Annotated in this window: 21 protein-coding genes; 12 read left to right on the forward strand and 9 right to left on the reverse strand. The window is 56.7% G+C overall.

Annotation, left to right across the window (positions count from 1 at the left end; genetic code table 11):
• Positions 1 to 63 precede the first annotated feature (63 nt).
• Complete coding sequence (locus tag AB5Z05_RS06100; RefSeq protein WP_088870002.1) at positions 64 to 1,542, forward strand: carboxypeptidase M32; 1,479 nt, start codon at positions 64 to 66, stop codon at positions 1,540 to 1,542.
• 119 nt (positions 1,543 to 1,661) lie between these two features.
• On the opposite strand, the gene AB5Z05_RS06105 is transcribed toward AB5Z05_RS06100, so the two are convergent.
• The 6 genes from AB5Z05_RS06105 to AB5Z05_RS06130 all read right to left on the reverse strand — a co-directional run bounded on the left by AB5Z05_RS06105 (position 1,662) and on the right by AB5Z05_RS06130 (position 5,539).
• The gene (locus AB5Z05_RS06105) at positions 1,662 to 2,063 is read right to left on the reverse strand and encodes a glyoxalase/bleomycin resistance/dioxygenase family protein (protein ID WP_368150552.1); all 402 of its coding nucleotides are present in this window, start codon (positions 2,061 to 2,063) and stop codon (positions 1,662 to 1,664) included.
• 94 nt (positions 2,064 to 2,157) lie between these two features.
• Positions 2,158 to 3,789, reverse strand: coding sequence for a hypothetical protein (locus AB5Z05_RS06110; RefSeq protein ID WP_368150554.1), 1,632 nt, complete (start codon positions 3,787 to 3,789; stop codon positions 2,158 to 2,160).
• Positions 3,786 to 4,346 carry a PilW family protein gene (locus AB5Z05_RS06115; RefSeq protein ID WP_005338746.1) on the reverse strand — a complete coding sequence of 187 codons (561 nt, stop codon included), beginning with the start codon at positions 4,344 to 4,346 and terminating at the stop codon, positions 3,786 to 3,788. The genes AB5Z05_RS06110 and AB5Z05_RS06115 overlap by 4 nt, the downstream gene beginning before the upstream one ends.
• Positions 4,340 to 4,732, reverse strand: coding sequence for a prepilin-type N-terminal cleavage/methylation domain-containing protein (locus tag AB5Z05_RS06120; protein ID WP_075115427.1), 393 nt, complete (start codon positions 4,730 to 4,732; stop codon positions 4,340 to 4,342). Before AB5Z05_RS06120 ends, AB5Z05_RS06115 begins: the two co-directional genes overlap by 7 nt.
• Positions 4,729 to 5,148, reverse strand: a complete 420-nt coding sequence (locus AB5Z05_RS06125; RefSeq protein ID WP_005349592.1) for a GspH/FimT family pseudopilin — start codon at positions 5,146 to 5,148, stop codon at positions 4,729 to 4,731. Before AB5Z05_RS06125 ends, AB5Z05_RS06120 begins: the two co-directional genes overlap by 4 nt.
• A 1-nt stretch (position 5,149) precedes the next feature.
• The gene (locus AB5Z05_RS06130) at positions 5,150 to 5,539 is read right to left on the reverse strand and encodes a type IV pilin protein (RefSeq protein ID WP_005343572.1); all 390 of its coding nucleotides are present in this window, start codon (positions 5,537 to 5,539) and stop codon (positions 5,150 to 5,152) included.
• Positions 5,540 to 5,950: 411 nt separating this feature from the next.
• On the opposite strand from AB5Z05_RS06130, the gene AB5Z05_RS06135 reads away from it, so the two are divergent.
• The 3 genes from AB5Z05_RS06135 (at position 5,951) to AB5Z05_RS06145 (ending at position 10,030) form a co-directional block, all read left to right on the forward strand.
• Positions 5,951 to 7,489 (forward strand): AlkA N-terminal domain-containing protein, encoded by a 1,539-nt coding sequence (locus tag AB5Z05_RS06135; protein WP_368150557.1) that lies wholly within the window; start codon positions 5,951 to 5,953, stop codon positions 7,487 to 7,489.
• Positions 7,486 to 8,004, forward strand: coding sequence for a methylated-DNA--[protein]-cysteine S-methyltransferase (locus tag AB5Z05_RS06140; RefSeq protein ID WP_368150559.1), 519 nt, complete (start codon positions 7,486 to 7,488; stop codon positions 8,002 to 8,004). Before AB5Z05_RS06135 ends, AB5Z05_RS06140 begins: the two co-directional genes overlap by 4 nt.
• 136 nt (positions 8,005 to 8,140) lie before the next feature.
• Positions 8,141 to 10,030: an ATP-dependent endonuclease gene (locus tag AB5Z05_RS06145; protein WP_368150562.1), complete on the forward strand. Its 1,890-nt coding sequence runs from the start codon at positions 8,141 to 8,143 to the stop codon at positions 10,028 to 10,030.
• A gap of 132 nt (positions 10,031 to 10,162) precedes the next feature.
• Here AB5Z05_RS06145 and AB5Z05_RS06150 read toward each other — a convergent pair whose 3' ends face one another.
• From AB5Z05_RS06150 to AB5Z05_RS06160, 3 genes are all read right to left on the reverse strand, one after another.
• A complete protein-coding gene (locus AB5Z05_RS06150) occupies positions 10,163 to 12,022 on the reverse strand; it encodes a U32 family peptidase (RefSeq protein WP_368150564.1) in 1,860 nt (619 codons plus the stop codon).
• Positions 12,023 to 12,119: 97 nt separating this feature from the next.
• Complete coding sequence (locus tag AB5Z05_RS06155) at positions 12,120 to 12,728, reverse strand: LysE family translocator (RefSeq protein ID WP_042080663.1); 609 nt, start codon at positions 12,726 to 12,728, stop codon at positions 12,120 to 12,122.
• A gap of 127 nt (positions 12,729 to 12,855) precedes the next feature.
• On the reverse strand, positions 12,856 to 13,797 hold the full coding sequence (locus tag AB5Z05_RS06160) for a LysR family transcriptional regulator (protein ID WP_368150566.1): 942 nt from the start codon (positions 13,795 to 13,797) through the stop codon (positions 12,856 to 12,858).
• A 226-nt stretch (positions 13,798 to 14,023) separates the two neighbouring features.
• Here AB5Z05_RS06160 and AB5Z05_RS06165 point away from each other — a divergent pair, with 226 nt between their 5' ends.
• The 8 genes from AB5Z05_RS06165 to AB5Z05_RS06200 all read left to right on the forward strand — a co-directional run bounded on the left by AB5Z05_RS06165 (position 14,024) and on the right by AB5Z05_RS06200 (position 23,846).
• Positions 14,024 to 15,112, forward strand: a complete 1,089-nt coding sequence (locus AB5Z05_RS06165) for a ketoacyl-ACP synthase III (RefSeq protein ID WP_042080660.1) — start codon at positions 14,024 to 14,026, stop codon at positions 15,110 to 15,112.
• A gap of 783 nt (positions 15,113 to 15,895) precedes the next feature.
• A complete protein-coding gene (locus AB5Z05_RS06170; RefSeq protein WP_224970223.1) occupies positions 15,896 to 16,579 on the forward strand; it encodes a methyl-accepting chemotaxis protein in 684 nt (227 codons plus the stop codon).
• Positions 16,580 to 16,588: 9 nt separating this feature from the next.
• A complete protein-coding gene (locus AB5Z05_RS06175) occupies positions 16,589 to 16,957 on the forward strand; it encodes a response regulator (RefSeq protein WP_005338778.1) in 369 nt (122 codons plus the stop codon).
• Positions 16,958 to 16,970: 13 nt separating this feature from the next.
• Positions 16,971 to 17,297, forward strand: coding sequence for an STAS domain-containing protein (locus AB5Z05_RS06180; protein ID WP_005358513.1), 327 nt, complete (start codon positions 16,971 to 16,973; stop codon positions 17,295 to 17,297).
• Positions 17,298 to 17,319: 22 nt separating this feature from the next.
• On the forward strand, positions 17,320 to 19,530 hold the full coding sequence (locus AB5Z05_RS06185) for a chemotaxis protein CheA (RefSeq protein ID WP_368150570.1): 2,211 nt from the start codon (positions 17,320 to 17,322) through the stop codon (positions 19,528 to 19,530).
• A gap of 10 nt (positions 19,531 to 19,540) precedes the next feature.
• Positions 19,541 to 21,466, forward strand: coding sequence for a methyl-accepting chemotaxis protein (locus tag AB5Z05_RS06190; protein WP_368150572.1), 1,926 nt, complete (start codon positions 19,541 to 19,543; stop codon positions 21,464 to 21,466).
• A gap of 12 nt (positions 21,467 to 21,478) precedes the next feature.
• A complete protein-coding gene (locus tag AB5Z05_RS06195; protein WP_110303373.1) occupies positions 21,479 to 22,048 on the forward strand; it encodes a chemotaxis protein CheW in 570 nt (189 codons plus the stop codon).
• A 43-nt stretch (positions 22,049 to 22,091) separates the two neighbouring features.
• Positions 22,092 to 23,846, forward strand: coding sequence for a methyl-accepting chemotaxis protein (locus tag AB5Z05_RS06200; protein WP_368150575.1), 1,755 nt, complete (start codon positions 22,092 to 22,094; stop codon positions 23,844 to 23,846).
• Positions 23,847 to 23,881: the final 35 nt, after the last annotated feature.

The following is a 23,881-nucleotide window of genomic DNA, read 5'->3' on the forward strand; positions in this document are numbered from 1 at the left end:
ACGGCCCCGATCATGCCAGGTACGGGGCGGCATACCATCAGGGACGATAACAAGGACAATCCCATGTCATATCAAAAGCTTGAACAACATCAGCAGCAGATCCACCGCTTTAGCCACCTCGCCGCTATCTGCGGCTGGGATCAGGCAGCCATGATGCCGGAAGGGGGCAACGATGCTCGCGCCGAAGCAATGGCCGAACTCGGTCTGCTGATCCACCAGAAGCGCACCGCTCCCGAGCTGGGCGACTGGATTGCCAAGGCCGAGAGCGAACCGCTCGATGAAGTGCAACGTGCCAACCTCGGCGAGATCAAGCGCCAGTGGCAAGATGCCAGCCTGCTGCCCGGTGAGCTGGTCGAAGCGCTGTCGCTCGCTGGCAGCAAGTGCGAGCACGCCTGGCGCAGCCAGCGCAAGAACAACGACTGGGCCGGCTTTGCCCCCAATCTCGAGGAGGTGGTGAAACTCTCCCGTGAAGTGGCGCAGCTGCGGGCCGATGCGCTTGGCGTGCGCCCCTACGACGCCATGCTGGCGCTCTATGAGCCGGGCATGACCAGCGCACGGCTCGATCAGATCTTCGGCGATCTCGCCAGCTGGCTGCCGGCTCTTATCCAGACCGTGAGTGAACAACAAAAGGGCGATGCCCTGCTGCTGCCGCAAGGCCCCTTCCCCATCCCGACCCAACAGGCACTCGGCCAGGAGGTAATGGGGCTGCTCGGCTTTGATTTCGCCCACGGCCGCCTCGATGTGAGCAGTCACCCCTTCTGTGGCGGGGTGCCGACCGACGTGCGGATCACTACCCGCTATAACGAGCAGGAGTTTGTCTCCAGCCTGATGGGCATAGTGCACGAGACCGGTCACGCCCGTTACGAGCAGGGGCTGCCGCGCCATCTGCTGGGTCAGCCGGTGGCCGAAGCGCGCTCCATGGCGATCCACGAGAGTCAGAGCCTGTTTTGCGAGATGCAGCTGGGGCATCATCCGGCCTTCCTCGCGCTGCTGGCGCCACGCATTCGTCACCACTTCGGCGAGCAGGCGGCGTTTGCGCCGGACAATCTGGCCAAGCTCTACAGCCGGGTCGAGCCGGGCTTTATCCGGGTCGATGCGGACGAGGTGACCTATCCGGCCCACGTTATCCTGCGCTACGAGCTGGAGCGCGATCTGGTGGAAGGGAAGATCGAGGTGGCCGACATCCCCGAGCTGTGGGATGCCAAGATGCAGCAGTGGCTGGGGCTCTCCACCAAGGGAAACTACCGCAATGGCTGCATGCAGGATATTCACTGGACCGACGGCTCGTTCGGCTACTTCCCGAGCTACACCCTGGGCGCCATGTATGCCGCCCAGCTGCGCTTTGCCCTCGAGAAAGAGCTGGGCAGCATGGGTGAGGTGATCGCGGCGGGCCGCCTGCCGGAAATCTTCGGCTGGCTCGGACGCAACATCTGGTCACAAGGGAGCCTGCACAGCACCGACGAGCTGGTGCGCCGTGCCACCGGTGAAGCGCTCAACCCGCACTGGCTGCGCCAGCATCTGGAACAGCGTTACCTGAAGTAATGAGCACAGTAAGCTAACAACAGAACGGGGCCCTTTTTAGTTGACCACTACAGGGCCCCGCTTTTATGGCGGTGCATGGCACAGCACACCGTCACAGCAATGCTGCACAAAGAAAGGATTCAGAGAGGATCAGGGGAACCCAGCAACTCGCGCAGTTGCAGGATATTGCCCTCCGGGTCGAAGGCGTTGCGCACCACAAAGCCGGGCCCTGTCCACTGCTGTGACAACAAACCGCCGCCGAGATCCGCCGCCTTCGCTTCCGCCCAGGCGAGGCTGGAGACGGTGAAGAACAGTTTGATGGCCCCCTCTTCCCGCAGCGCCGGCGGCCGCTTGATGACGACTTGCCCAGCATAGGACGCAGGAATGGCGTGGATGAGCAGCTGGATATCGCTGTTTTCCAGCACCACCAGCTGCTCATCCTGACTGCAGACCACCATCTGCAGCAGGGTACGGTAAAAGTGGGTCAGCAGGCCCGGATCCTTGGCATAGATCAGGGCACCGGCGCGAGCGGGGCCTGGCATGGAGCACTCCTCAACAGTGAACGGCTGGGTGGACAGATCTCCACCTTCTCACAGTTGCGCGCCCCATTCGATCCTTTTTAGCGGCTCGCCAGCCTCACTGCACAAAGTGCCACTGTCGCAGTGCCAGCGTCGGAGGCGGCCCCTGGTCGTCCCCCAGATCTGCCATGCCCAGCGCCTCGTCGTAGTGCACACCGCCAGCACCGCTCTCGGTCAGATGCTTGGCACGCACAGCCCCGTACAAACCGCCACTTCCGCTGATCTTCATCTCGGTGAGCGGGGCATAGAGGGCGGCATAGAGCGGGGTATTGCCCGACAGCTTGATCCCATCCTTGCCGCTATACGCGGAATAGATGGAGATAGCGGGCGTACCGCCAGCGGTCAGCCCCTGCTTGACTGCCGTCACCTCGGCACCGGCACCGAGATCGACCTTGCCGCTGACGATCAGGGTCAGACTACTGCCCTCGCTCACCGTCAACTTGTTGCTGCCAGTCATGGTGAAATCCTTGTCGATCAGCAGCACCACATCCCCCTTGATGGTGAGTGTGGCATCGGCCCCCATATTGAGGCTGTCGAGCTTGTAAACGGTCTGCTCCTTGCCAAACAGCTCCCCCTTGCCGGGTAGCGGCAGCCCGGGCTTGTGCTGGTTGCTGCTGGTGACCGAGCCGGTGGAGGGATCCGTGGTCAGCACCATCTGCTGGGTGGCCCCGAGCGTCAGCGGGCCATTGATGGGCAGCGTTGCAGGAGGGAACGATTTGGGCAGCGCGGCCACATTGAGCGGGTCACACACCTGCCCGGCCACGGGTGGCAGCTTGGGGTGAGTGCGGTATTGGGGATCCAGATACTTCTGATGCTTGGCATCAAGGAATTCCCCGTTCCCACCATAGTTCAACTTGTCGCCAGCAATGCTTGTGCCATGACCCATAGAGACATCACCATTGATCGCAACAGCTCCGGCAATATGCCCCCCTTGCAAGGCAAAATTTCCACTCCCGTTCACGCTGCCCTCAACCCTGACGACCCCATCAGAGGGAGAAATGGTGATATCGCCGCCAGCAAGTACATTACCCGCAACAGGTGAAGAGCCGTTCAAGGTCACCGAGCCGGTCGCCCGCACATCACCCCAGATGGGGGAGTGCCCGGCGAGCACTACATTGGCCTTGTCGCTGACGGTCGCCACCTTGCCGTTTTGCCCCTGATTAAGAGTCCCGGAAACAGGCTCCTTGTACGCCCCCTTGCGCGAGTCGTAGCTGTCGATAAAACCGCTACCGGAGAGGCTTAGCCCTTCGCATGCCACCACCGAATCCTGAAAGATGAGATTGCCGGGCTCGCGCTTGAGGGTAAACAGGGCGTTGAGGCTGGCATTCCCCTCCAGATAGCGGCCATGGCTCTGCAACGCCAGCTTGCTGCCTGTGGAGGCATCCAGCTGATCGATGCTGAAGCGGCTGCCCGCCATGGCCCCTTCCCCCTTGCCAGGCACCTTCTGCACCAGTTGCTCCCACTCTATCCGCGGTTCGGCGCCAAGCGCCTGATGCAGGGCACGATAACTCTCGTTCATCCCCTGCTCGGCACTGAGCTGCGCATTGATCTTCTTGTGAAAATTGCCGCTCAGGCGAGTCTGCAACTGGTTCTCCTGAATGCTGGTAAACACCAGCAGACTCGACAGCAGGCTCACCACCAGTACCACCAGCAGTACGGCTCCTCGCTGCCCCTGTAATCCCTTGTTCATCCCGCTCCCCCTGCTGTGGCGTTGGCACCGGATGTGGCCAACGCTGCTGCCCAGACCGCCTTGCGGCGGGCCACCTGCACCTCTACTCCCGGTGCCAGATAGCTCGGCAGCCCTTCGGGCAAGATGCGGATATTGACCAGTGCACCCTGCTGGCCGAATTCAAGATCCTGAAGATGGGCCAGCAACAGGCGCGGGCCATCTCCGTCATCGCAACTGAGTACCGGCGGCGTGAAGCGGTACTGCTCGGTAAAATCGGCGGTTTTCTGGTTGCCAAGGCAGGAGAGCACCTGACTGCCCCCCTCCACCTTGAAAGCCAGCGTCAGGCGATCAGGAGTGACCGCAATTAGCTGATCCGCCTGCTTGATGCTGTTGGTAAAGGTGAGAGTGGCAAAGCGCAGCACTTCGTTCGCCTGCTCCAGCGCCTTGCTCTGTTCGACCGTACTCTTGATCGGGGCGTAACCGGCAAAAATCGCCAGCATCAGCATCAGACCGAGCACCATGGAGATCATCAGCTCGACGAGACTGACGCCTCGTTGCCGTGAGGGGACGCTCAGCATAAAGGCGGAAATCCTGCGTTCAGCTCCACTCGCTTGGCGCCGGAGACCCGCTCATCCTGCCACTCGATAGCGACCACAAAGTTGTCGCTATAACGGTTCGGCAGCACCAGTCGGTGGCCCTCGTGCAGGGTGAAGCGGGCAAGAAAATCGGCCTGGGTGAACCGCTCGGGCTTGCGCTGCACTTCACACAGCGAACTCCAGATCTGCTCCACGCTGTTGCTCGCCTCGATCGTAGCCAGCGTGCTCTGCAAGCTGTAATGCGCCTGCTGCAACGAGACCACCTGCCCCTTGGCGAGACCGAGAAACACCATCACCGCCAACACCATGGAGACCATGATCTCCACCAGATTGAAGCCCTGCTGGCGGGCAAGTGCGGCGTGTTTCATGAGCAGCTCCCTTGCAGCAGCTGGCCGCTCGGGGCCACGCAGAGGACCCGCTGCTCACCGAGGCGATTGGCCAGAATGATCTCGGCGTGGCTGCTGCTGCCGGTTGGCGCGATCTGGATGGGGTCAAACGGCTTGATCACCACGCCGCCACCGGGAGCCGATGCCTGACGCAACCGCTGACTGTCGGCCATCACCTCCCAGCCACCGTTCTCGGTGCCCTGCAGCACCACCGGCAGGGTCAGCTTGACCGCTTCGCTGCGGGCAAAGCGATAGGCAGACGCGAGTTCGGTCGCACTGCGATCGAGCCGTTCGGCCGCGAGGCGCTGACTCATGGAGGGCAACCCGACCAATAGCAAGATGGCGGCGATGCCGACCGTGATCATCAACTCAATCAGGGTAAATCCGCGCACATTCATTTTATGATCCCCAGCAGTCATGGCGATTGGCCGCGCGATAACCGGTCTGATCGAGGGTCAGAGTGCCGCACTCATCCTGTTGTCGCGTCGTTGGAATAGCTTTGAGCAGGTAGTCGCCAGCATCTTGCTGGCTGTAGCTGAACTGGTAGAAATCAGTGTTGGAAGGGGTAGCAAACGTATCGGGATAACGGCCCTGTTGGGTATAGATACGTTCGAGGGCGAGCGCCTGCTCCAGCAATTGCTGCTGCGCTTCGTAACGACGTCCCTGTTGCAGATAACCCTGATACGCTGGCAACGCGATGGCCGCGAGAATGCTGACAACCGTCATGGCGATCAACAACTCGATCAGACTAAACCCCCGGCAATGGGGCCATGCCTTACAGTCGTTCACTTATCATCCTTGGCAAGTGTTGTTGTTATTGGTCGGCCTAAGGCCGCAGATGTGATGACTTAATAATCATCAAAAATTAACTGACTCGATTGAACAACACAAAATCACCACACTCAATGTAAAAAAGATAGTTATGTGATCTGTTATTAATTTTTAAGCAGTTTTCGCCGCCACTAATCTCGCTAAGCAAATAAAGCTAAGCCAATCGTGCCTACGACCCGTCCGTTATGCCCCCTTCTGTCGAGCCGCGATACATGAATAACAGCGTGACGAAGAGTGAAACCCGGCCGTGCAATAAAAGAGCAAAAAAACCTTTGGCCAATTTTTGCTATCCCTGTCCGTTTCTGGCTAGTCACAGCCCCTGAGCCCCCTTACTCTCTTGCCATCTATTCCAGCAAAGCCGCCCACACCATGAATGCAAAGCCCAGCCCAGAGTCGTCACAAGATGAGGTGATCAACACCCTCAGCCGTGAGCAGTGCCATGCCGCACGGCTCGCCCGCGATGCTCGCTTTGATGGCCGCTTCTTTACCGGCGTGCTCTCGACCGGCATCTACTGCCGGCCAGTCTGCCCAGCACGGCCACCGCACGAGCACAATGTGCGCTACTTCCAAAGCGCCGCGGCCGCCGAGCAGTATGGGCTGCGCCCCTGCCTGCGCTGCCGCCCCGAGCTGGCCCCCGCCGCCCGTGGCGATCTGCCGGTTGAACTGGTACGTCTGCTGGCGCGCATCGATCGCGGCGAGCTGGCTGAGGGCACGCTCGCTGAACTCGCCGCTGAGGCAGGGATCAGCGAACGCACCCTGCGCCGCCAGTTCGAGCAACATCTCGGCGCCTCGCCAAAACAGGTGGAGCAAACACGCCGCCTGCTGCTTGCAAAAAGGCTGCTGACCGAAACCGGGCTGCCCATTACCGACATCGCGTTTGCCGCCGGATTTGCCAGCATCCGTCGCTTCAATGACGCCTGGCTCAACGCCTACGGGCTGGCCCCACGTACCCTGCGCCAACAAGAGGGTCATGCGCCAGAGCACATGAGCGATCAGCCGCGCGGCGCAACCCTGACGCTGCAACTGCCCTACCGCCCTCCGTATGACGTGGCGGCCATGCTGGCGTTCTACCGGCTGCGGGCGATCCCCAGGCTGGAGCGGGTAGATGGTGAGGTGTATGAGCGGCGCTACCGGGTCGGCGATCAGGTCGCGCTGGTGCGCATCGCGCAGGGCAAGGGGCACAGCTTGCAACTCACAGTCCATGATCTGCCGCTCGCAGCGCTGCCCGATCTGCTCTATCGGGTGCGCAGGATGTGGGACCTCGATGCCGAAATGCAGCGGATCGGAGATCTACTCGGTCAGGATCCGCTGCTCGCCCGCTTGCAGGCGCGCTGGCCCGGCGTGCGGCTGCCGGGTGGCTGGGACGAATACGAGGTGATGCTGCGCGCCATCGTCGGCCAGCAGGTGTCGGTCAAGGGAGCCATCACCATACTCGGTCGACTGGTAGCCCGTACCGAGGCGCAATTCGGGGTGGCGCAACTACCGACCCCCACCCAGTTGTGCGAACTCGATCTCGACGGTATCGGCATGCCCGGCAGCCGTATTCGCACCCTGCGGGGCGTGGCACAGGCGCTGGCCAGCGGCGAGCTGACCCTCACGACAGCCAGTGACGAGCAGTTGCTGGCGCTGCCGGGCATAGGCCCCTGGACGGTCTCTTACTGGCGGCTGCGTTGCGGGCTGGATACCGATGCCTTCCCCGCCTCCGATCTGGTACTGCAAAAGGCACTCGGAGGCGGCACCAAGCTGCCGGTGAAAGAGGTGTTAACCCAAAGTGCAACGTGGCAGCCGTGGCGCAGCTATGCGGCCAGCTGGCTGTGGCATGCCATGAGTGAAGCGCCCGATTTGCTGCTCCGTGCCACTGGCAACGAACAACAGCCAGATACCCAACAACAGGAGATAACCCCATGATCCGCTACGATATCCTGCCGACCCGCTGCGGCGATCTGCTGGTTGCCATCAATGAATCCGGTCTGGTGCACGTAGACTTTGTGGCGGGCCTGCGGGCACTGCCCGATATGAGTGGCTGGCAGCAAGATCACGGGGCGCTGGCTCCCTTCCTCGCCGAATTTGACGCCTATTTTGCCGGTCGCTTGCAGCGCTTCTCCCTGCCCCTTGCCGCCCGTGGCACCGCCTTTCAGCAGGCGGTGTGGCAAGCGCTGTGCGACATCCCCTACGGCGAAACCCGCAGCTACAGCGATATTGCCCGCGCCATCGGCAAACCCGATGCGGTGCGGGCAGTGGGCGCGGTGAATGGCCGCAATCCGCTCTCGATCATCGTCCCCTGCCATCGGGTGATCGGCCAAAACGGCAGCCTGACCGGCTATGCGGGGGGATTGGAGATTAAAAAAACGCTGCTGACTCTGGAAGTAAAAACATTATTGAAGCCCAATCTTAGCCCTAGTGAGTCATACCTAAAAAGGTAAATCACAGTGACAAGTCTCTCACAACTTGGCAGAAGAGCTTCATTCTAAACCCAACAACACATATAATGACAAAACAATCATTTGATGCATTTTCCTCCACCATGAGGCAGGATTAAGAACATTATTAAGGTATTTTATGTTGATAGGATGTTTCATTCGTGGTTACAAGATATTCCCTACAGTAACATTTGTTCCGTTTTTATCAAAAGAAAAAACAACTCTGAGTATTTTTATCGGTGATAATGGCGTAGGTAAATCATCTATATTAGAAGCATTAGATCTTGCATTTAATGATCGCGAATGGAATGTAAATAATACAGCCAAAAAATCAGAAGCATTTATTTGCCCTGTGTTTCTGATTGAAAAAAAGACATGTCAGATAAAAAATAAAGCTCTTTCTCTTGTTAGTGACATTTTTTGGAGCTATAAGCCGCCCATCACGCAAAATAACTTCTCATATGATGGTATGGATAAGTTCATTTCATTTCGAGATGAACTAACTGAATGGGCAAATCCTGCAGACTATTACTTAATATCTGTTGGGTTAAATATTGACAAAGAAACATACTTTACATCAACCCTTGACAAAAAGATCAGAACCTCTCTACGCCCGAAGTCAGTTTCTGGTTCAGACCTAAATGAGTCAAAAAATGAGATATATAAACTCTATGAATTTATATATCTTCCTGTTGATGTATCTTCAAAACAAATCTTAGATATTCAATCCGATGCTTTACAAGGATTGATGGATAAGAATTTAACAACTGAAATAGAAAAACTATTGAATCAACAACGAGAAAAAGGTGGTAGTATCGTTTCTGAAATAAATGAAAAATTAGATCTTTTTCTTACAGAAATTAATAAAAAACTTTTTGATGATGACTACAATTTTGCCACCCCCACTATTGGTAAAAAAACAATTCATGCCAGTGATATTACTGACTCGATCATTAAAGGTTATTTTGAGATAAGAACACTACAGAAAGAAAAGAAAAACATATCAAATCTCAGCTCAGGAGAACAGAGAAGAGCACTAATTGATGTTGCTAGTGTATTTGTCAAAGATACTCTTGAACGTAGAAAAAAATTAATTCTATGCATTGATGAGCCTGAAGCCTCTCTATCCGTTACTTCATGCTACGAGCAATTTAAAAAAATATTTGATATATCTCTGGCAAATCAGGTCCAAATGATAATATCAACCCATTGGTATGGTGTGTTGATGTCATCTGAAAAAGCTTCACTACATCACTTGTCTAATGAAGGGAGTAAGATTGAACTGAAATCATTTAATCTACATTCTGTACATGAAGAGAGGCGATCATTTCCTGCATCTGTTGAAATGAAAAGTTTTTTGGATTTAGTTTCATCTATGCTGATGATTATGAAAAGCGCTGGTGGGAAATGGATTGTTTGTGAAGGTTCAGATGATAAAAATTATTTAGAGAAATTAATAGACCCTCGCCATAATGATGTTAACATTTTACCCCTTGGTGGTGTTTCAAATGTTGTCAAGCTCTTCGAATACTTTAGAATTGCAGCATCTGACAAAATTGAGCGGATAGCTTTAAAAGGTAAGATATTATTTATTATTGACAGTGATAAAGTTCGACTGGACATTGATGCATCTGTCCACAAGGAAGTATGTAACAAAATATCAATCAGACGCTTTCAAATGTTTGATGATGGCCCCAAACTGATTGAACCTAAAAATGCTGGGTTATATACAGAAACAGAACTAGAGGATTGTCTTGATGCTGCCGACTTTTATTTGGCAGCAGAGCAGATCATTACTGAAAATTACAATGCATTCAGCAAAAACTTCAAACAAAATAAAGGTTCAAAATTTACCGAAATTAATAACGGATTAAAATTCCTTATTCCAAAAGGGGCAAAGGGGTATCAAGACTTAAATGTCATAAAATCTATACTTTCAAATCACAAAATAAAATATGACATTTCTATGAATTATGAACAATCATCTCCTTTAGCTTGGGTGAATGATATTAATAGTTATTTTGATTGATGTTTTAATACATATTTAGAACAACATAAAACATCTTCTCTTACTCTATGTATAAAGGGGCAAGTCCAATAACATAGAAAAATCTGTTTACTTGGTTGCCCCTAAATAATTCTCTTCGAGAACGGCGACAGCCTATTGTTTTAATCTCCCCATCACATGCATTTCGCAGCGGTTGCAGTCAAAACGCAGGCGGAAGGTATCTTTACCCATCTTGAGCTCCAGCGGCTCAGCCTTGAGACCGGGCACCTCGTTTGGGCAGAGGTTCTGGCTATAGCGGATACAGTGTTTGGTGATCATCAGCACCACTTCCCGCTCCTCCTTGTTCGCCTCATAAGCGGGCGCGATGCGCTCCACCCCATGCTCGCGGAAGAACTGTTCGGCCGCGCTGTTCAGCACATTGCCAAGGTAGGAGAGACGGTGCTGGGGATAGCTGATATCCCGCAGGGCGATACGTCGCTCGGGGCGCTGGTAGCTGGCCACTCGCGCCACCTCCAGCGCGGCGATGCCGTCCCGGCGCAAACCGTTGAGCTGTGATGCGGCGATAAATAGCGGGTGAGTGAATGCCAACTCAATCTTGCGCGCCACAAACAGGGTATTGCCGAGTTTGCCAAGCTGATCCCGCGCCTGCTGCAGCGCCCGCTCCGGGTTGTCGGCAGGCTGTTTGTCACAAGGCAGGGTCACTGCGGCACTGATGCCCTGCTCGTCGGTGAGCGTGAGGCTCACGCCCTCATCGCACTCTGCCAGCACCATATCGACCCGGATGCGACGATCCGCGCTCGCCTTCTCCAGCATCTTGCTGAACGCCTGATCGTGGTTGCGGTAGATTTCGGTCCCCACCTTCAACCCCGGCATGCGTTCAGACAGGAGTAACTGCTTACCTTCGACCTTGTTGAGGCGCATCCCCACCAGCTCGTTGTTCGGCTTGAAGAAGCCGAGTCCGTCGCCGTTGTTGAGAGTGACCTGTTTGCCATCGATCTCGATACCGTCACGGGTCACCTTGGTGACACGCCCGAGCGGTTCACCCACATATTTCGGGCTCTTGGTGGAGTCGATCCCCTGCTGGCGGCCATGGAGGAAATAGTCGGTGCTGCCGCGGTTGAAGCTCTTCTTGGGGTCAGGCGTGAAGCTGTAGCTGCAACGACCCGCCGAAGCGGCCACCAGATCGCTGCGACTATCCAGAATGGCGTCGAGCTTCTGGCGATACCAGGCGGTAACGTTCTTGACGTAATCGAGCCCCTTGAGACGCCCCTCGATCTTGAAGGAGCGGATCCCCGCCTCGATCAAGGCCTCCAGGTTGTCGGTCTGATCCATATCCTTGAGTGACAGCAGGTGGCTGTCGGCCACCAGCACTTCACCGTCCGGCTTTTGCAGTGAGCAGGGCAGGCGACAGAGCTGGGCACACTCGCCGCGGTTGGCACTGCGGCCGGTACGGGCATGGCTGATGTTGCACTGGCCACTGTAGGAGACGCAGAGCGCGCCGTGGATAAAGAACTCCAGCTGCACATTGGTCGCCGCACTGATCTCGCGGATCTGCGCAAGAGACAGTTCGCGCGCCAGCACCACCTGAGAGAAACCCACATCCTGCAGAAACTTCACCTTCTCTGGCGTACGGTTGTCGGTCTGGGTACTGGCATGGAGCGCGATGGGAGGAAGATCGAGCGCCAGCAGTCCCATATCCTGCACAATCAGCGCATCGGCACCGGCTTCGTAAATTTGGTGGGTCAGGCGCCGCGCTTGCTCCAGCTCATGATCGTGCAGCAGGGTGTTGAAGGCGACAAAAACCTGGGCGCCGAAACGGTGGGCGTGGCGCGCCAGCGCCTCGATATCCTCGATGGAGTTGCCCGCCGCACTGCGGGCGCCAAAGGCAGGACCGCCCATGTAGACGGCATCGGCACCATGGTTGATGGCTTCGATGCCGTAGGCGAGGTTCTTGGCCGGAGCCAGCAGCTCCAACCGGTTGTTGTGGCTTAACGGGTGCTTGTTCTGGTGCATGGTCTCGGGATCAGGGCGGACAGCAAATGGGCGCTACTCTAGCCCATTCACCACCCACATGCCTTGATCCCGCTTAAGGTATCCGCAAAATGCAGGATTAGATAACCACCTTGAGTGCCAGTCCGAGCAGCACCAAGCCGCTCACCTTATCGATCACAAAGGATTTGGCTTTAAGCCACGCCAGCACAGGCCCGCGCGAGAGTACCAGTGCCACCAGCACGTACCAGACTGCATCGATCCCGCCCGCGGTTAGCATCATGATGCCCCCTTCGCTCCAGCCGGTATCGGCCCGCACAAACTGGCTGAACAGGGCGATGAAGAAGACCGCCAGCTGGGGATTGAGGAAGGCCACCATAAAACCTTCAAAGGCCCCTTGCCGACCACGCAGCTGGTGAACTTCTTCACTCGCGTCACCACTGGCTGGTTTTGCCAACAGGGCTTTCACCCCGAGCCAGGCAAGAAATGCGGCGCCACCATAGCGGATCAGATCAAACAGGATCGGAGTCTGGGTGATCAAAATGGAGAGGCCGAGCGCCGTGACCAGCGCATAGATTCCAACCCCGAGGCCGTGACCGAGCGCAGTGGCGACGCCATGCCCCTGCCCGCCTTGCACCGTGTTGCGAATGATCAGCGCCAGACTCGGCCCCGGGCTGATGGCGCCCATCACGCAGATTGCGGCCAGTGCCAGCCAACTCGTCAGTTCCATGCTTTTCCTCTTTTGTGCTCGATATGATGACCTGCACTCAGGGTACGGGCTGAGCCATTATGCCAGTAGTGAAAGTTATGAATAGAACCCATAACCCATGGCTATAGCGCGACACAACTGACTGGGGCTAGCCACCGAGATCGAGCTGCTTGCGACTCTCGCCGACGGTGCGTTGCAGGTGATCCCGCAGGAAGGGGTAGGCCAGCTCGCGAAACCAGCGGTGGGCCGGATCTTGATGGTGGCGCTGGTGCCACAGCAGATGATACTGCTGATCGCGGGTCGCAAAGGGCAAGTCGACAAAGGTGAGCTCATGGCCGCAGGAGAGCTGCCAGGCGATATGGGCCGGGGTGGTCATCAGGCAATCGGTGCGCAGCAACACCTCCACTGCCGCCTGAAAGAAGGGAACTCTGGCAAACCAGCGCCGACTCAGTCCCTGCGGCGCTAATACCTGCTCCACCGGGCTGTCCTTGTCGCCACCGCCACTCACCTGCAGGTGAGGCCAGGCGAGATAGTCATCGAGATTAAGCGTCTTGCCTGCCAGCGGGTGGTGACATCCCATCAGCACCGCCAGCCGATCTTCCCCCTGATGCAGACCGCGTATCTGCTCCGGTACCTGCTCGGTGATGGTAGAGACCAGATCCAGCTCGGACTGCCATAGCTGTGGCAGCTGACGTTTGTCCCACAGGCTGTACTCCAGCGCCGCCAACGGCGCCTCTTTGGCGAGCGCGGCACAGATATCCGGCAGGATATGCTGGGCAACATAATCAGAAGACGCAAGTCGAAATACCCGCTCGCAGCGGCTCGGGTCAAATCCGGGCGCCTCGTAGAGCCGCTCCAGCGCACCGAGAGAATCCGCCAGCTGAGCGGCCAACAGTTCGGCCCGTGGCGTCAGCAGCCAGCGTTGCCCCTCCCGCACCAGCAACTCGTCATCAAACTCGCTGCGCAACTGGGCAAGCTGCTTGCTGATGGAGGGCTGACTCAGGTGCAGCAGCTCGGCGGCGCGGCTGATATTACGGGTCTCCAGCAGTACCTTGAGGGTCGGCAACAAGTTGAGATTGGCTCTGAGCAAGGAGATCCCCTCATCGTTGGTGAAACGCCTATCTTAGGGCAGAGGAGTCCCGCGTTTTAAGCAAAATTTCCAGCCATGCTCAGTACGTTGCAGCCCTTTGCGACCAGATGGCACAGCTGAGCCCCCCGCACATAACCATGACCACAAGATGACAGTGGTTGTCTCGTACGGCATAATTGCACGATTTTCCGCCCGCGGGCGATCCACTTTGAGAAGCGGTAACAAGATGAAATACGCCAATATCACCGGCTGGGGCAAATGCCTGCCTCCCTCCGTGCTGACCAACGATGACCTCAGCACCATCATGGATACGTCAGACGAGTGGATCTATCCGCGCACCGGCATCAAGGCCCGCCGGATCTCCCATGTCAGCACCTCGGATCTCGCCACCCTGGCCGGTCGCCGTGCACTGGCCTGCGCAGGTCTGGAAGCGAGCGACCTCGATGGCATCATCCTGGCCACCGCCACCCCGGACAACCTGCTGCCAAGTGCCGCCTCTGCGGTGCAGAAGAAGCTCGGTGCCGTCAATGCCGCCGTGTTTGATCTCAATGCTGCCTGCACCGGTTTCGTCTATTCCCTCTCCGTCGCGACCTCACTGGTGCAGACCGGCATGATGAAGAAGGTGCTGGTGATCGGCGCCGAGCGCCTCACCTACCTGCTGGACTGGGCGCGCCGCGATACTGCCGTGCTGTTTGGCGATGGTGCCGGTGCCGTGGTGATCGAGGCAAGCGAACAGGAGTGTGGCCTGATCGCCAACAAGCTGGGCTGTGACAGCGAAGCGCGGGAGATCCTGCACGTACCGAACTTCGGTACCGATCGGGTGCGTTTTGCCGATATCGATGGGCTGTTCACCTTCAACTTCGAAGGCCCGGAGATCTTCAAACGCGCCGTGCGCGGCATGGGTGAAGCCACCAGCACTGTGCTGGCACAAGCTGGCATTGCGCCGGAGCAGGTCGACCTGATCGTTCCCCATCAGGCCAATATCCGCATCATCGAGACCCTCGCCAAACGGATGAATGCGCCGATGGAGAAGGTGATGGTCAACATCGAAAACTATGGCAACACCTCCGCAGCCACTGTACCCATCGCCCTGTGCGAAGCGCTGGAGCAGGGCCGCGTCAAACCGAACTCCTATCTGCTGACCGCCGCTTTCGGTGCCGGCCTGACCTGGGGTGCCGCCATCATCAAGTGGGGAGATCGCGTCACCCCCATCAAGGCGTGCGATGCCGAACTGCCCCCCTGCGACCAGAGTGCGCTGGAGCTCATCGCCCATGCTGTGGAAGGTTGCCAGAAGGCTCACGCCAACGAGGCGTGATCCTCATCAGGAGCCTGAATCCTCAGGCTCCTTCTCTCCTTTTCATCCCCACCTGGCTCTGCCCCCACCTCGCAAGCCGCTTGATACGGCAATCGCTGATACAAACAACTCCGATTTGCAGCCAATTAATTTTTTTCCGCTAACCTTATTGTGCCAACTATAAATAAAGAAAAGAGCGTCAAGGGGCACCATGACTGTTTCGGTCCTGCGCCTTTACCTCTTACCAAATAATTGCACAGGGATAAGCTACGTATGGCACAACACAAAAGTGGCGTGAACACACCGCTTTGGGAACCGGTTTGCTGGATTTGCTGCATCGGGCTTGTTCTGCTGAGCTGCCTGTTGCTGCAACTCGCCGATGCGCTGTCAACTCTCTACCTGCTGCTCAATGTGCTGGTTGGTATTGCCGCCGCGCTCTGGACATCGAGTCACTTCCACCAGCACACACTCCGACATCGTGCAGGAGAGGAACAAACCGTCGCTACCGATCTTCTCGCCCACTCCATCATCGGGCTCGAACAGGTGTGTGAGAAGGCTCTACCTATCTGGTCCCAGCAAATTGAAAGCTCTCGTCAACAAACCGAAGCCGCGATGATTGACCTGACTCAACGCTTCAGCGGCTTGGCCAACAAGCTGGAAGAAGCAGTCAATGCTTCTCATCTGGCAGCCGGAGAATTGGGTGATGCCAATTCCCGTGGCATGGCAGGAGTCTTGAGCGAGAGCCAGCAGCAGCTCAATGAAGTGGTTGCCATCCTGCATTCCGCCCAGGCCAATCGGGACGCCATGCTGGGTGAGATAAAAAGCCTGACCACCTACACCATAGAGCTCAACACCATGGCCATGGATGTGGCCAAAATCGCCTCCCAGACCAACCTGCTGGCCCTCAACGCCGCCATTGAAGCGGCTCGTGCAGGGGAAGCAGGCCGTGGCTTTGCTGTGGTCGCTGATGAAGTGCGCAACCTCTCCCGCCTCTCCAGCGAAACCGCCCAGAAGATGACCGACAAGGTAGACACCATCAATACAGCTATCGGTCGCGCCTTCCAGATTGCCGAAAATGCTGCCGCACGGGATCACGCCTCGGCGCTCAATTCGGAGCAAACAATCGAACAGGTGCTGGCCCGTTTTCGCCATGCCACTGACAGCCTGGCGGAATCCGCCTCCCTGCTGCAAAACGAGAGCACCGATATCCATCGCGAAATCTCCAGCGTCATTGTCTCGCTGCAATTTCAAGACAGGGTCAGCCAGATCCTCAGCCACGTCAGACAAAACATGGAGAGCCTCTCCAGCCACCTGGTTGCTTCGGAGCAGAGCAGCAATGCGACAGGGCCAATCCAGATCGATGCCAATCGCTGGCTGGCAGAGATGGAACTCTCATACGCCACCGACGAACAGCGCAATATTCACCATGGTCGCACCACCCGTTCTGTCAACGCGCAACCAAGCAGCGCCGACATCACATTTTTCTAGGAGAGAGATATGGGCAAAACGATCCTGATCGTGGATGACTCGGCAACTATTCGCCAAGTCGTAGGCATGACCCTCAAGGGAGCCGGTTATGAGGTCATGGAAGCCTCTGACGGCAAAGATGCGCTCAACAAACTAGATGGCAAGAAGATCAACCTGATCATCAGTGACGTCAACATGCCGAACATGGATGGCATCACCTTCGTCAAAGAGGCTAAAAAGCTGGCCAACTACAAATTTACCCCTGTCATCATGCTAACCACCGAGTCTCAGGACAGCAAGAAGCAGGAGGGACAAGCCGCGGGGGCCAAAGCCTGGGTGGTCAAACCCTTCCAGCCCGAACAGATGCTGGCCGCAGTCGCCAAGCTCATCATGCCGTGACCCGGAGCGCATCATGCAACTACAGAGTGAGCTACTCGACAACAAGGTAGTGGTGACCATGCCGGACGAGATCACCATTTATACAGTCAGCGAGCTGAAAGATGCCCTCTCGCCCTTATTGCATCAGGGGAACGAACTGGAGCTGAATCTGGCAGCGGTATCCGAGATAGACAGCGCCGGGCTGCAACTGCTGCTGGCAGCGAAGAAAACCGCTCTGCAGCAAGGCTCCTCCCTGGCACTGGTCTGGCACAGCCATGTTGTGCTTGAACTGCTGGAGCTCTGCCAGCTCTCGGCCTTTTTTGGCGACCCCACCCTCATCACCCATGGCGAACGGCCCTGAGCCACCATGACAAGGAGTCACCGTGAGCATCGATCTTGATCAGGCTTTACAAACCTATATCGCCGAGGCACGCGAGTTGCTTGAAGAGATGGAGTCAGCCCTTCTATCACTGGAATCTGACCCTGACAATAGCGAGCTGATTGGAGCCATCTTCCGTGCTGCTCATACCATCAAGGGGTCGGCTGGCCTGTTTGGTCTGCAACCAATAGTCGGGTTTACCCATATTGTCGAGGATCTGCTAGACCAGATCCGCAATCAGCAGCTCACCGTCACCTCTCCTCTGATCAAGGATCTGCTGGAGAGCTGTGACCACATCCAGACGCTCATCAGTGTCGTTGCAGAGCAGGGCAGCACGTTAAGCGATGGCGATGCCAACCAGGATGAACGGCTGAGGCTCACCCTCACCCGTCATCAGTGCGTCCCCCATGCCACGCTGCCAGATACTGTACATACGCCGGAACCCAAGATCGAAAAAGAGGGAGGGATTACCAGCTCCGCCTCCCTGTGGCATATCTCCCTGCGTTTTGGTCCCGATGTGCTGCGCAATGGCATGGATCCGGCCGCATTTCTGCGCTATCTCGGCACTCTCGGAACCATATGCTCGGTGGAGACTATCCATCAGGTGCTACCGGATTGGGAACAGTTCGATCCGGAGAATTGCTACCTCGGCTACGAGATAGACTTCGACTCGCAGGCAGACAAGACGGCCATCAGCGATGTCTTTGAATTTGTCAGAGATGACTGCCAGATCAGCATCTTGCCACCCCACAGCAAGATCGCCGAGTACATCAACCTGATCGAGTCGCTGCCTGAAGATAGCGCCATGTTGGGGCAGTTGCTGGTCAACACCGGCGCCCTGACGGCAGAGGAGTTAGCAAGCGGTCTGCAGGCACAACAAGCGACCCCGGCAGAACAAGCGCCCAAACTCGGGGAGATCCTGATTGCGCAGGGTGCCGTCAACGAAGCCGTCGTCGATGCTGCTCTGAAAAAACAGAACCAGACCAAGGAGAGCAAGAGCAAAGAGGGCCGTTACGTCAGGGTGCATGCCGACAAGCTGGACGATCTAATCAATCTGGTCGGGGAGTTGGTAGTCGCCAGTTCAGGAGCCAATCTGCTGGCCCAACGTACCCGCGAAAGCCAGCTGCAGGAAGCCACCTCGGTCATTGCCATGCTGGTGGAAGAGATCCGCGACAGTGCACTGCGCCTGCGCATGGTGCCTATCGGCGATACCTTCAACCGCTTCCAGCGGGTGGTGCGCGATGTCAGTCAGGAACTGAACAAGGATATCACTCTGGTGATCTCCGGAGCCGAGACTGAACTGGACAAGTCGGTGGTAGAGAAGATCGGCGATCCGCTGATGCATCTGGTCAGAAACTCGATGGATCATGGCATTGAATCGGCAGAGCAACGGCTGCTGGCAGGAAAACCCCCCCGTGGCACCCTGAATCTCAATGCCTATCACGACTCCAACAGTATCGTCATCGAAATTCGGGATGACGGTGCAGGTCTCAACAAAACCAAGATCCAGCAAAAAGCCATCGAGCGCGGTCTGATCAGCCCAACCACCACGCTGACGGATCAGGAGATATACAACCTGATCTTCGAGCCGGGGTTCTCTACCGCCGAGGCGATAACCAACCTCTCCGGTCGCGGGGTTGGCATGGATGTCGTCAAACGCAACATCACTGCCCTGCGCGGCACGGTCGATCTGGACAGCATCCCGGGAAAAGGAACCCGTGTGCAGATCCGCCTGCCGCTCACCCTTGCCATCATCGACGGCTTCCTGGTGCGAGTCTGCGACACCCACTACGTCATTCCCCTCGATATGGTGATCGAGTGCGTTGAATTGACCCAGAGTGCACTGTCCGACACCCAGGGTCGCAATTACATCAATTTGCGTGGCGAGGTGCTGCCCTTTATCCGCCTGCAACACTACTTCGATACCAATGGCAGCAAGGGGCGGCGCGAGAACATTGTCGTGGTCAGCCACGCAGGCAAAAAATCCGGACTGGTGGTGGATGAGCTGCTGGGAGAATTCCAGACCGTCATCAAACCGTTGGGAAAATTGTTCCAGCGCCTGCAGGGCATCAGTGGCTCAACCATTCTGGGGGGGGGAGAGGTCGCCCTGATCCTCGACATTCCTTCGCTGATCCAGCACGCAATCACTCAGGAATCCTGTCAGCTCAACAGGTTGACAGTGTCGCGCAACCTGCCTCAATCCAGCATCAACTGAGGGGACCATCATGTTAAAAAATTCCACCATCAAATTGCGTCTTATTGTACTGCTTTGCATGCTCTGCCTGCTGCTGCTGGCCGTTGGCAGCCTCGGGTTATACAACATGCAGAGCAGCAATACCGGGTTGCAGCGCGTTTACAACGACAGGGTGGTTCCCCTCAAGCAGCTGAAGACCATCTCCGACAGCTATGCCGTCTCGATCATCGACAACCTCAACAAGGCCAATGCGGGGCTGATCCCGGCAGAAGAGGCTTTGAAGCAGATACAACAGGCCCAGCAGACAATCAAAAACGAGTGGCATCACTACCAGTCCACCACTCTCACACCGGATGAACAGCGTTTGTCAGCCGAGGCGACAACCCTGTTCAACGCGGCTGATACCGATATTGGCAAGCTGGAGAAATACCTCGCCACCCAGCACGGCATGATTACTGGCATGCTGAACAATTTTGACGGTGCCCTCTATGGCTCCATCGACCCGATAGGCAACAAAATCACCGAGCTGGTCAACCTGCAGCTCAATGTGGCCAAGTCGGAATATACCGCAGCGCAATCCTGGTATGACGTGATGCTGATAACCATGGCGGTGGTTATCGCGGTCGGCATCGCACTCGCAGCCTGGTTTGGCACCCTGCTGATCAAAAGCATCGTCACCCCTATCGAACAGGCTCTGCGCGTGGCCAATAGTCTGGCCGATGGCAATCTGGATGTATCGATCCAGATAGACTCCAACGATGAAGCGGGTCAGCTCTTGATGGCGATGGATAACATGGTCAAGAAACTGGGGGCCTTGATCACGGATATCGAGACGCTGGTCACCGCCGCTGTCGAACAGGGCGACTTCAGCCACAAGATTGCGCTGGAGGATCGTCAGGGCTACATCAAGCGGGTATCAGAGCTGCTGAATCGCCTCTCCCATGTGACAGATACCAGCCTGGAAGATGTGATGCGCATCGCCACCGCACTCTCCAAGGGTGATCTGACCCAACGGATCGATGAGCCCTACCCAGGTATTTTCGGCCAGACCAAAGACGGCCTCAACCGGACCATCACTGCGCTGACCAATATCATCGAAGAGGTACGCAACGCCGCCGACAACCTGACCAATGCCTCCAATCAGGTGAGCAACACGGCGCAGGCATTGAGCCAAGCCACCAGCGAGCAAGCGGCCAGCGTTGAAGAGACCAGCGCCTCTATCGAGCAGATGAGCGCCAGCATCAATCAGAACACCGAGAACGCCAAGATCACCGACAGCATGGCCAGCAACTCGGTGTTGGAGGCCACCGAAGGGGGCCAATCCGTTCAACAGACGGTGACCGCCATGCAGCAAATCGCCAAGAAAGTCAGCATCATCGACGACATTGCCTACCAGACCAACCTGCTTGCCCTCAACGCCGCCATCGAGGCGGCTCGCGCCGGAGAGCATGGCAAAGGCTTCGCGGTGGTTGCTGCCGAGGTGAGAAAACTGGCAGAACGCAGCCAGATCGCTGCGCAGGAGATTGGCGAGCTCTCCTCCGACAGCGTCAGCAAGGCAGAGAGGGCTGGCAACCTGCTGGAGAGGATCGTCCCCTCCATTCGCAAAACCTCTGATCTGGTACAAGAGATCAATGCCGCCTCAGGTGAACAGGCCAGCGCAGCCAACCAGATTAGTCTGGCCATGAACCAGCTTAATCAAGTGACACAGCAGAATGCGGCCAGTAGCGAGGAGCTGGCGGCCACGGCCGAAGAGATGAGCTCGCAAGCCAGCGAACTGCAGCAAACCATGGCCTTTTTTGCTCTGGAGAAAAGTGCGCAGCTCAACACCAGGCCCAATGAAACCGGCCACAAGGGCATGCCTCCCAGAGGCAGTTTCATCGCCCCCCCACAACGGGCCAGCCAGCCCAATCAACCATCATCCCATTCCATTGATGACGCGGATTTTGTCCGCTTTTAACCGGAGGCGACCATGCATACATCCACCGACATCACGGTGCCATCAGCGGCCGCTGACGAGAGCAGTGGCGATGCCCAGTACCTGACATTTCTGATCAACAACGAGATGTTCGCCATCAATATTCTGGGGGTCAAAGAGATCATCGAATACGGCAATATCACTCCGGTTCCGATGATGCCGGGTTTTATTCGCGGCGTAATCAATCTCAGAGGAGCGGTAGTGTCGGTCGTAGACTTGAATGCCCGTTTTGGCAATGCTCCTTCGGTCATCACTCGCCGCAGTTGCATCGTCATTATTGAGGGGGTGGCCCCGCAGGGCGATGAACCTTTAGGTCAGGATATTGGCGTTGTGGTGGATTCCGTATCGGAAGTACTGGGTATCCCACAAGCAGATATCGAGCCCCCACCCAGTTTTGGTGCCCGCATCCGGGCCGATTTCATCAGCGGCATGGGCAAGGTCAACGGCAAATTCGTCATCCTCATCGATACCGGGAAAGTGTTGTCACTCGATGAGATGGCTCAACTCAACGAACTGGCCCAGCCACAGGCAAGGTTGCCACAAGGCAACCTGCAACCCTCCTGAACAGGCCTCCATACTCCACGACATGCAGCATAAGGAAACGCTCATGACCCAATCACTCTTAGGAAAACTCTTCGGAGACAATGCCACCGAAGTGAGGCAGCGGACCCAGTTACTCGACGCAATCGGCCAGCTGCAACACGCAGTCCTGGCAGAGCAGGTTCCAGCACCACTCGATCTTTCCAGTATGGACAGTCCCTTTCGTGAAGTAGGACATGCCATCAACGAGGTGGTCACCTTGCTCAGCGACAAGCTGGAACAGAGCCGCAACGACATTAAAAAGAACCAGGTGCTGCTCCATGAGAACCAGCTGGTTCGCAAAGCACTCGACTGCGCCAGCACCAACGTGATGATTGCCGATACCAACCTCGACATTATCTATATGAACGAGGCAGTGACCGGCATGCTCAATCAGGCTGAGACCGACATCAAGAAAGAGCTATACAGCTTCAACGCCAATCAGCTGATGGGTGCCAACATCGACAGCTTTCATAAAAATCCCGGCCATCAGCGCGCCATGCTGGCCAAACTCAACAGCACCTACCGTACCCAGATCCAGCTGGGGGGGCGCACCTTCTCCCTGATCGCCAATCCGGTCTTCAACGATACCGGAGAACGGTTGGGGTCCGTGGTCGAATGGGCCGACAGAACCAAGGAGGTAATGATAGAGAAAGAGATGTCCGACATTGTGCAGGCCGTGATCAATGGCGAGCTGCACCGCAGGATGGAACTTACTGGCAAGAGCGGCTTCTTTCAGGCGATGGGAGAAGGGATCAACCAGATTGCCGAAGTGATCGACAGCACCCTCAACGACGTCATCCGGGTCGTACAATGTTTGGCAAAAGGTGATCTGACCCAACAGATTGAGGCGGACTACCCTGGCGTGTTTGGTACCACCAAGGATGCGCTCAACAAGACCATCGCTTCGCTCACCAACATCGTCACCGAAGTGCGCGGTGCCTCTGACAACCTCTCCAGTGCCGCCGAGCAGGTAAGCGCGACCGCCCAGTCGATCAGCCAATCCAGCAGTGAACAGGCCTCCAGCATGGAGGAGACCAGCGCTTCCATCGAGCAGATGAGCGCCAGCATCAACCAGAATACCGACAATGCCCAGGTCACCGATGGCATGGCCAGCAAGGCAGCCAAAGAGGCCGTAGAGGGAGGAGAAGCGGTCAAACTGACTGTGGATGCCATGAAGCAGATCGCCAGACGGATTGGCATCATCGATGACATCGCCTACCAGACCAATCTGTTGGCACTCAACGCAGCTATCGAAGCGGCGCGGGCAGGCGATCACGGCAAAGGCTTTGCCGTAGTGGCGGCGGAGGTGCGCAAACTGGCCGAACGCAGCCAGGTGGCAGCACAGGAGATTGGTGAGCTGGCCTCCAGCAGTGTCGAGATGGCGGAAAAAGCAGGTCGCTTGCTCGATCAAATGGTGCCCTCCATCAATAAGACCTCGGATCTGGTGCAGGAGATCAGTGCCGCTTCGGTTGAACAATCCACCGGTGTCAGCCAAATCAATCAGGCCATGAACCAGTTGAGTCAGGTTACCCAGCAGAACGCCTCTTGCAGCGAAGAGCTGGCTGCCACGGCAGAAGAGATGAGCAGCCAAGCTGAACAGCTGCAGCTGGCCATGGAGTTCTTTACCCTGGAGGTCCACGCCAAAGAAGGTAAAGCAGCCACCTCGCATCTTCACCCCAATACCCGAGGTCGCTTCATGAACGAGAGCAATGCGAACAGTCGGGAACGAGCCGCCACAGGCCAACGCCCCATCGGCGATGGCGATTTTGTCCGGTTCTAGTCACGGGAGAGGCGTTGCCTCTCCCATCGCCACAA

This window comes from Aeromonas sp. R2-4, assembly GCF_040908365.1.
GTDB classification, from domain to species: domain Bacteria; phylum Pseudomonadota; class Gammaproteobacteria; order Enterobacterales; family Aeromonadaceae; genus Aeromonas; species Aeromonas veronii.

Bases quoted from the DNA above. Each gene is read 5' to 3' on its own strand.
- AB5Z05_RS06100 (WP_088870002.1), top strand. From the start codon at position 64: ATGTCATATCAAAAGCTTGAACAACATCAGCAGCAGATCCACCGCTTT.
- AB5Z05_RS06155 (WP_042080663.1), bottom strand. From the start codon at position 12,728: ATGGAACTGACGAGTTGGCTGGCACTGGCCGCAATCTGCGTGATGGGC.
- AB5Z05_RS06120 (WP_075115427.1), bottom strand. From the start codon at position 4,732: ATGAAACACGCCGCACTTGCCCGCCAGCAGGGCTTCAATCTGGTGGAG.
- AB5Z05_RS06110 (WP_368150554.1), bottom strand. From the start codon at position 3,789: ATGAACAAGGGATTACAGGGGCAGCGAGGAGCCGTACTGCTGGTGGTA.
- AB5Z05_RS06165 (WP_042080660.1), top strand. From the start codon at position 14,024: ATGAAATACGCCAATATCACCGGCTGGGGCAAATGCCTGCCTCCCTCC.
- AB5Z05_RS06115 (WP_005338746.1), bottom strand. From the start codon at position 4,346: ATGCTGAGCGTCCCCTCACGGCAACGAGGCGTCAGTCTCGTCGAGCTG.
- AB5Z05_RS06125 (WP_005349592.1), bottom strand. From the start codon at position 5,148: ATGAATGTGCGCGGATTTACCCTGATTGAGTTGATGATCACGGTCGGC.
- AB5Z05_RS06170 (WP_224970223.1), top strand. From the start codon at position 15,896: ATGCTGGGTGAGATAAAAAGCCTGACCACCTACACCATAGAGCTCAAC.
- AB5Z05_RS06145 (WP_368150562.1), top strand. From the start codon at position 8,141: ATGTTGATAGGATGTTTCATTCGTGGTTACAAGATATTCCCTACAGTA.
- AB5Z05_RS06105 (WP_368150552.1), bottom strand. From the start codon at position 2,063: ATGCCAGGCCCCGCTCGCGCCGGTGCCCTGATCTATGCCAAGGATCCG.
- AB5Z05_RS06180 (WP_005358513.1), top strand. From the start codon at position 16,971: ATGCAACTACAGAGTGAGCTACTCGACAACAAGGTAGTGGTGACCATG.
- AB5Z05_RS06200 (WP_368150575.1), top strand. From the start codon at position 22,092: ATGACCCAATCACTCTTAGGAAAACTCTTCGGAGACAATGCCACCGAA.
- AB5Z05_RS06195 (WP_110303373.1), top strand. From the start codon at position 21,479: ATGCATACATCCACCGACATCACGGTGCCATCAGCGGCCGCTGACGAG.
- AB5Z05_RS06190 (WP_368150572.1), top strand. From the start codon at position 19,541: ATGTTAAAAAATTCCACCATCAAATTGCGTCTTATTGTACTGCTTTGC.
- AB5Z05_RS06140 (WP_368150559.1), top strand. From the start codon at position 7,486: ATGATCCGCTACGATATCCTGCCGACCCGCTGCGGCGATCTGCTGGTT.
- AB5Z05_RS06175 (WP_005338778.1), top strand. From the start codon at position 16,589: ATGGGCAAAACGATCCTGATCGTGGATGACTCGGCAACTATTCGCCAA.
- AB5Z05_RS06135 (WP_368150557.1), top strand. From the start codon at position 5,951: ATGAATGCAAAGCCCAGCCCAGAGTCGTCACAAGATGAGGTGATCAAC.
- AB5Z05_RS06150 (WP_368150564.1), bottom strand. From the start codon at position 12,022: ATGCACCAGAACAAGCACCCGTTAAGCCACAACAACCGGTTGGAGCTG.